This window comes from Pseudalkalibacillus sp. NRS-1564 (assembly GCF_050467905.1).
Classification (GTDB): Bacteria; Bacillota; Bacilli; order Bacillales; family Guptibacillaceae; genus Guptibacillus; species Guptibacillus hwajinpoensis_B.
The window spans coordinates 38,284-45,479 of record NZ_JBITPM010000021.1 but is presented as its reverse complement, the minus strand read 5'-3'; the positions used below and the strand labels follow the sequence as shown (position 1 = coordinate 45,479).

The 7,196-nt window shown below is 39.7% G+C and carries 5 protein-coding genes and 2 pseudogenes; all 7 read right to left on the bottom strand.

Annotation, left to right across the window (positions count from 1 at the left end):
* Positions 1-173: 173 nt before the first annotated feature.
* Positions 174-655: pseudogene (gene rlmH / locus ACIFPW_RS11880) on the bottom strand (23S rRNA (pseudouridine(1915)-N(3))-methyltransferase RlmH).
* 108 nt (positions 656-763) lie between these two features.
* Positions 764-928 (bottom strand): CxxH/CxxC protein, encoded by a 165-nt coding sequence (locus ACIFPW_RS11875; RefSeq protein ID WP_430244413.1) that lies wholly within the window; start codon positions 926-928, stop codon positions 764-766.
* Positions 929-1,009: 81 nt separating this feature from the next.
* Positions 1,010-2,223 (bottom strand): annotated as a pseudogene (locus ACIFPW_RS11870) (S1C family serine protease).
* Positions 2,224-2,307: 84 nt separating this feature from the next.
* Positions 2,308-3,102 (bottom strand): MBL fold metallo-hydrolase, encoded by a 795-nt coding sequence (locus ACIFPW_RS11865; RefSeq protein WP_430244411.1) that lies wholly within the window; start codon positions 3,100-3,102, stop codon positions 2,308-2,310.
* 14 nt (positions 3,103-3,116) lie between these two features.
* On the bottom strand, positions 3,117-4,019 hold the full coding sequence (locus ACIFPW_RS11860) for a two-component system regulatory protein YycI (protein ID WP_430244408.1): 903 nt from the start codon (positions 4,017-4,019) through the stop codon (positions 3,117-3,119).
* Positions 4,006-5,391, bottom strand: coding sequence for a YycH family regulatory protein (locus ACIFPW_RS11855; protein WP_430244415.1), 1,386 nt, complete (start codon positions 5,389-5,391; stop codon positions 4,006-4,008). Before ACIFPW_RS11855 ends, ACIFPW_RS11860 begins: the two co-directional genes overlap by 14 nt.
* 2 nt (positions 5,392-5,393) lie before the next feature.
* Complete coding sequence (gene walK / locus ACIFPW_RS11850) at positions 5,394-7,196, bottom strand: cell wall metabolism sensor histidine kinase WalK (RefSeq protein WP_430244406.1); 1,803 nt, start codon at positions 7,194-7,196, stop codon at positions 5,394-5,396.

Below are 7,196 nucleotides of genomic sequence, written 5' to 3'. Positions count from 1 at the left end.
CGGGTTTTGTCCCAGCCTCTATTTGCTTCTATATGAGATTAAAAGAGACATGATGACCCCAGTGTTTGGTCTAGCCAAGTTTAGCTCCTACTGTACTGAATACAATGAGAACAAAGTAATAAGTTTTCTCCGGAAAAACTTGAGATTTTGACTCTATTCTTTTATATCCACATTTACTTATGATACAGTTCGCCTCTATTAATCTTAAACGCACGATAAACCTGCTCAACTAGAATAAGCCTCATTAGCTGATGAGGAAAAGTCATCTTTGAGAAGGAAAGCGTGTCATTTGCTCTCTTGAGAACATCATCACTTAAACCAAGTGAGCCTCCAATAACAAAAGCTACCTTACTCTTTCCATATGTTGCGAGCTGGTCAAGGTCACGTGCTAACTGTTCAGAAGTTTTCATTTTTCCTTCAATAGCTAAGGCAATTACGTGAGCATCAGGTGAAATTTTGCTCATAATGCGATCACCTTCCGCCTTTTTTTCACCTGAAGCATTTCGGTGTCACTTAGGTTCTCTGGAGCTTTTTCATCTGAGACCTCGATCACTTCTACTTTTGCGAAAGGACCGAGGCGTTTCGTATATTCCGCAATCCCTTGCTTTAAATATTTTTCTTTCAGTTTCCCCACAGTAACAATACTTATGTTCAAAAGTTATCCACACCTATCCTTTTATCTTAAATCCACAGCAGATAAACAAGTTATCCACAGAAATTATCCACATATACACATTTTCCATCCACATGTCGTGACCGAATATTAGTTCGATACCATATATGTTGCGCTGTTTTTGCAATACTCACATGTTGTGGACAACTCATTTGATTCTTTCTCAAGCTCTTCTAATACAGGGAAACTTTCTGTTTCATCAACAATTACATCAAGAGCCAATTCAACATGGTCTTTACAACTATATATTTTCATTCTACCTCTCCTTCATTTCACTTATCCACTGTGCATAGGTTTCTCCAAAAAGAAACAGGAGAGTTTCCCCTCCTGCGCTATTTAAGAGCTTTGCTGCTCGGCAAGTGTCACTTCTACTTCTTGTTTCGTGCCTTCACGATAGACTGTTAATTTCACTCGATCTCCAATTTCTTTTTTTTGTATAAAGAAATTTACGAAGGTCGATTGAATTCTTAATTTTTTCTCCATCCATTGCTGTTATAACGTCAAGCTCTTTTAAACCCGCAATATCACCTGAAGAAGTAGGAAAAACACTCATAACTACGACTCCATAATCGACTTTATCTGGCAACTTTAGTGATTCACTCCAGTGATAGGTAGGAATCTCCGAGAGTGATTTTGTTCCTATTCCTATTTGAGGCCTTCTGACTTCTCCATACGACTCTAGATCATTAATGATAGGCTCAGCGATATTGATTGGAATCGAGAAGCCAATTCCCTCTACGCTTGATTGAGCGATCTTCATTGAATTAATCCCTACTAATTGACCTGAGATGTTAATTAACGCTCCTCCACTGTTACCTGGGTTAATAGAAGCGTCTGTTTGAATTACATCAGCATTCCAATCAATTGTCCCATTCTGATCGGTATCTACTGGAAATGAACGCTCAGGGTTGCTAATAATACCTTGTGTGACGGTCCCTTCAAGAAAGCCTAATGGATTACCGATGGCTATAGCTGGTTCACCCGGCTTGAGTGTATCCGAGTCACCAAATTCAGCAACCATTGTAACGGCCTCAGAAGGGATTTTAAGGACGGCAAGGTCCATTAGAGGGTCAGTGCCTACAAGATCTGCAGAAACGCGCTTTTCGGCGTTTAAGCTCACCTCAAGCTGCCCCGCACCTTCAACCACGTGATTGTTAGTAACAACAAATGCCTCTCCGCCTTCTTTTTTTATAAATAACGCCTGATCCCGCTCCAGCTTCTCCGTAATCCTCTGCCCAGAAATCTGTTTTTTGTAAATTAATCACTCCGACAACCGCTTCGCTTACATTCGCAACAGCTGACGTAATGTCATTTGTTACATCAATACTAATATCTTTAGTAATCGCTCGCTGTTCCGACTTCACTTCCGCTTCTTCATCTTGCGGTGGTTGAATATCAGGCAGCACGCCTACATCCGAGAGAGCAGGCACAGTAAAGAGAATAAGTAATGCGCCAAGAATGGCACCAATCAGTCCAGCCATAAATGCTCCGCCGCGATTACCTTTCTGTCGCATCGGTCGATTGTTTTCATCACCATCATAATAGCCCAAATTCTTCACCATTCCTTTCAGTTAAAAAAGGAGACACCAGAATCAAGACTAATCTATCTTACTTGCCCTCACTCAAGCTTGTCGTTATAACTTCGTAACAAGTGTTGGCGCAGCAGGATCTGTATCATATAGATCAATCTGCTCCCCAACTGCAAAGCCATTTTGTTGAAGGGTTTGCTGGACAGAAAGTCTTGCCAGGTCTTTCATGTTATTATCTTTACTTAAATGGGCTAAATAAATACGCTTTGTTTGATCACCAATTATATCTGATAGGGCAGCTCCCGCATCTTCATTCGAAACGTGACCCATGTCACCTAAAATTCGTCTTTTCACATTCCATGGATAGCGCCCCATCATAAGCATATTGATGTCATGATTTGACTCAAATACAAGCATATCTGAATTGCGAATTGTTCCTTTGATTCGATCACTCACATATCCAAGGTCTGTCGCGATACTAAGTTTCTTACCTTCGTGATGAAAGGCATAAAACATCGGCTCTGCTGCATCATGGGAGACACCAAAGGATTCGACATCAAGATCGTCAAAAGTTTTCACAGTATCCATATCAAACTGAAACTTTTGTTCTACTGGTATTGCACCAATTAGACCTGACATCGCTTCCCACGTTTTTGCATTTGCATATATAGGCAGCTTATACCTTCTTGCAAATATGCCAAGACCTTTAATATGATCGCTATGTTCATGAGTCACAAGCAACCCATCTAGATCCTTTGGATCGAGATGGGCTTTTGCGAACAGTTCCTCAAGTTTTTTTCCACTTAATCCAGCATCTACAAGAAGCTTATGCTTCTCTGTACCAACATAAATGGCGTTACCAGTGCTTCCGCTTGCAAGCACACTAAATTCAAGAGACATATTCCATTCCTCTCCTACTTATCGCTTGTTACCGTTTTAGGCTTAGAAGGATCCGGTTTCTCACTGTCATCTGAATCCTTCTCATCCTCTTGCTCATTGGTTTCGACCTCTTTAGGATCACTAAAGACTGTTTTCTCAATCGCATTGACATAATAGTTCTGAATTGGTTTATCCTTGTTTTCGTTCTTAACGACAACATGCCACGTTGGAACGAAAACAAATGTATCGCGGTCATCCTCGTTCGTAACCGTTGTGTAATACCCAATTGACATGTCTTCTACTTTGTCATTTAAAGAAATATCCTGCTGATTCACAAGAAGCCCAATCGTTTCAGAAGCTGGATCGATTTTACGTTCTTTGCCGATTTTCTTTAAGTTCGAGTATGTTTGCGTATAAGAGACAACCTTGTCATCTTCAAGCGTAACAATTAGCATACCTGAATCCTGGCTATAAATAGGACGATCTTCAAAGGTTTCCGCGAAATAAATAATGTTTGGATTATTCTCATCACGGGCGTAAAACTGATACTTCCCACCTTCATACACATACGTCTCTAGAAATATTGAAAAGGCAGAAGGCTCGTCCGGATCGCTTATCGGGAACGGCTTCTTAAGAGTGGAGATTAACTTTCGTCCATCAAGCGTAATGTCCTGACTTGTTCCCTCTTCTAACGTTTTCTCTTCTTGCTCTGTAAATTCATGAACGTCTCCACTAATGAATGACATCTTCTCCGTTTGAACAGGAAGGTTTTTCTCATATGTGACGTTTAAATTCTTTAATTGATCTTCAATCGTAACCTGCTCATACTGCTCGAGATCACTTAATTCGGTTTGCTTCTTAAATAAATCACTAGCTAGAAAGATATTAAACACAAGAAACGTTAATATTAATATCGTTTTCGTTCTATTCCAATCCAACTGATTCCCCTCCCTGTTCATTGCTAATGGATTGTAGCGGTGTCCAGGAATTGTTCAACTTCACATACCATTGGGGAATAAGTGTAAACTCATAATTTTGTTCTGCTGACCGATCAATTGTGAAACCCATTGTTATGTTTTGTATTTCGGTTTTCTTAAAACTTCCCTCGTCTAGTAGAGAAAGGACTTCTTCATAACTCGGTAGCTTACGATCTCCAATTTCTCTAGCGTATTGAATAACCTTCAACATTCGCTTGTACGTGCTAACATCATCATTTTCAAGAGTTACATCAATCTCATCAAGATCTTCTGTCGAAGAGCTATAAACTGGATACCCTCCCGTATATAGTCGGAAGGTAATTTGATCTGTATTGTTATCAGAAGATCTGATCCATTCGTTCAGCACATATTCATCATCATCGTAATCGGTGATACGAAAACCAAAATGCTTATTGATAAATCCATAGGCATCCAGAATAGGAGATTCATTCGATACATACCGACTTGTTGTAGAAGGGGGATTCTTAAACACCATAAATTCATTTTCATGACTAAATGTTAAGTCTCGGCTACCGTCTGTATAAAGATCAGAAATATTGTTGAATGAGTTCTTCTCAACACGATCTTGTTCAGGAAAAAGCGCTTCTTTAAAATCTTCTTCATTTGCTAGCTCATCGGAACTTCCTCCGAACGTCGCTAAAGAAGGCCCTTGTATCGGAATATAAAAAATTGGTAGCTCGTCAGAAACTTGAAACGGTTTGGCACGAAAGATCTTATTTTCTTCAGCTTCACTACTATTAACCTCAAAAGAAGAGAAGACGTTTGAATACCATTCTTTTATATCATTCGAAGCTTCAACCGTAGCTCGCATTCCATCACCATTGGATGTATTGAGGAAAATGATTTCATTGTTTTTACCTGATGCAATAGACGGAATGATAATGCGATCGAATGTCGACAAAGGAATATCGTCTTTCGAAATGCTCACTAGTTTCTTCAAAACGTCATTTGAAAGCAATGTTGGAAAAATAAGCTCTACGCTATTGCCGGTCTCCCGTATACTTTTCATATCATTCTCCATCGTAAAGGACTTGATTTTCATTCCGGAGATAAATTCATTGTAAAAAGAATCAATGGTATTGGAATAAAAGGAAGTAAAATGTTGATTATCAATGTGATAAACGAGCTGATTTGGTTTTACAACTTCATTGATACTTACTTCCTTAATACCAACAGGACTTGGTTCTGTAGGAGCAGCTTCCTTTTCGTACTCAGGTTCGAATGTCCAAATCTGCCACGTTAGAAACAAGCTAGTTAAAACGAGAACATTTAGTAAAACGGTTTTAAAGTTCTCAAATTGTTTCTTCGTCATTCTCACTTGTCTTCGACCTCCCTTATTCGCTTATAAGAGAGAGTAAAGTAGATCGTTGTTCCATGTCCCCACTTACTCTCTGCCCAGATATCCCCATGATGGGCATGGATCATTTCCTTGGCAATAGCCAAACCAAGTCCAGTTCCTCCAAGCTGCCGTGAGCGAGCTTTATCTACACGATAGAACCGATCAAAGATCTTCGAAAGATTATTTTTGGGTATGCCAACACCTTCATCACTAATGCTGATTCGGATCTTCTTCCCAATCGTCCAGCATCTTGCTGTGATGGTACCTCCATCCGGGGAGTACTTAATTGCATTAGAAATAATGTTATCAAGCACCTGTGTCATTTTATCCTTATCCACTTTGGTGTAAATCGCTAACCGCGGAAGTTGCCTTACAATTTCAATATTCTCTCGCTTCGACATCTCAAAACGATCAAGCACATGATCAAACATCTCAACGAAATCGACTTCCGTAAACTCAAGATGATACTCTTTCTTATCCATTTTAGAAAGCTGTAATAGATCATTAACTAACCTAATCATACGCTCTGTTTCATTTTGCGTGACGCTTAAGAAGCGCGGAGCAATTTCAGGATCCTGCAAGGCTCCCTCCTGAAGCGCCTCAAGGTAACTTCTCATCGTTGTAAGAGGCGTACGTAACTCATGTGATACATTCACTACAAATTCACGTCGCTCCTGTTCAAGCTGTTCTTGCTCGGTGATATCATGAAGGACAGCAATCAATCCATTAATTGGACCGTCTTCTTTATGGATAATGGAAAAGTTAACTCGAATAATAAACGTTTGTTGATCATCACTTAAATCTAGAATCATTGAGTCAGGACCATTGTAAACATCATCCCACGTCTTCTCTTCAGCGAACTGAAGAATTTTGTTTAGTGATGTTCCAAGAACCGTTTCACGTGAAACGTTCATCATTTCCTCAGCACGATCGTTCATTAGAATGATCATACCTTCTCGGTCTGTAGCAATAACACCATCTGTCATATAAGCAAGCACAGAAGTAAGCTTACGTCGCTCACCTTCTGTAATGGCATTAGCTTCTTGAAGCCTTCTTGTTAAATCATTAAAGGCAAGCGCAAGCTGTCCAATCTCATCTTCTCCATACACCTTCACTTTTCGAGTGAAGTCGCCTCGGGCCATCACAAGTGCTTGTTTTCGCATATCCGAAATTGGCCTTGTTATCGTACGAGAGATAATAATACCAAGTAGCCCTGTCAGTACCAGGGCAATCAAGGCAGATTGAGCCAATAAACTATTCACTTCATCTGCTTGTTCAAATACCTGATTCATATTTGCCTGAATGTAAACCGCTCCAACAGTGGTGTTCGTTTCACCTTTAATAGGATAGCCATAAGCTAAAAACCGCTCTCCTTCACTATCAAGAAGAATTTCTTGTTCAGCTACACCATTTAATGCACTATCCACGAAATCATTCGTTGCACGTGTTCCTTCTAGACCATCATCATTAAGCGTACCGACTACTTGACCTAATGAATCAACTACTAGAATTTGACGAATTTCATTTTGGCTAAAATTTCTAATCAAGTTATTAATCGTATCATCTTCTTCATCGCTCTTACTGTTCACCTGATCAGAGACATTATCAGCTAGAAGCTCAGCACGATCACGAATGGAACTAGCGTAGTTACTCTGAAACTGCTCTTCTAACTTGTCGTTAAAATAAACAGAGATAAACTGGATTGCAACAAGAATAAGAAGGACATAAACAATCGCAAACTTAAAATGAATGGATTTAAAAAAACCGACCTTTCCCAT

What these genes read in the sequence shown, in the direction of transcription:
- ACIFPW_RS11875 (WP_430244413.1), bottom strand. Translation starts at nt 928, where the DNA reads ATGAAAATATATAGTTGTAAAGACCATGTTGAATTGGCTCTTGATGTA.
- ACIFPW_RS11865 (WP_430244411.1), bottom strand. Translation starts at nt 3,102, where the DNA reads ATGTCTCTTGAATTTAGTGTGCTTGCAAGCGGAAGCACTGGTAACGCC.
- ACIFPW_RS11855 (WP_430244415.1), bottom strand. Translation starts at nt 5,391, where the DNA reads ATGACGAAGAAACAATTTGAGAACTTTAAAACCGTTTTACTAAATGTT.
- walK (WP_430244406.1), bottom strand. Translation starts at nt 7,196, where the DNA reads ATGGGAAAGGTCGGTTTTTTTAAATCCATTCATTTTAAGTTTGCGATT.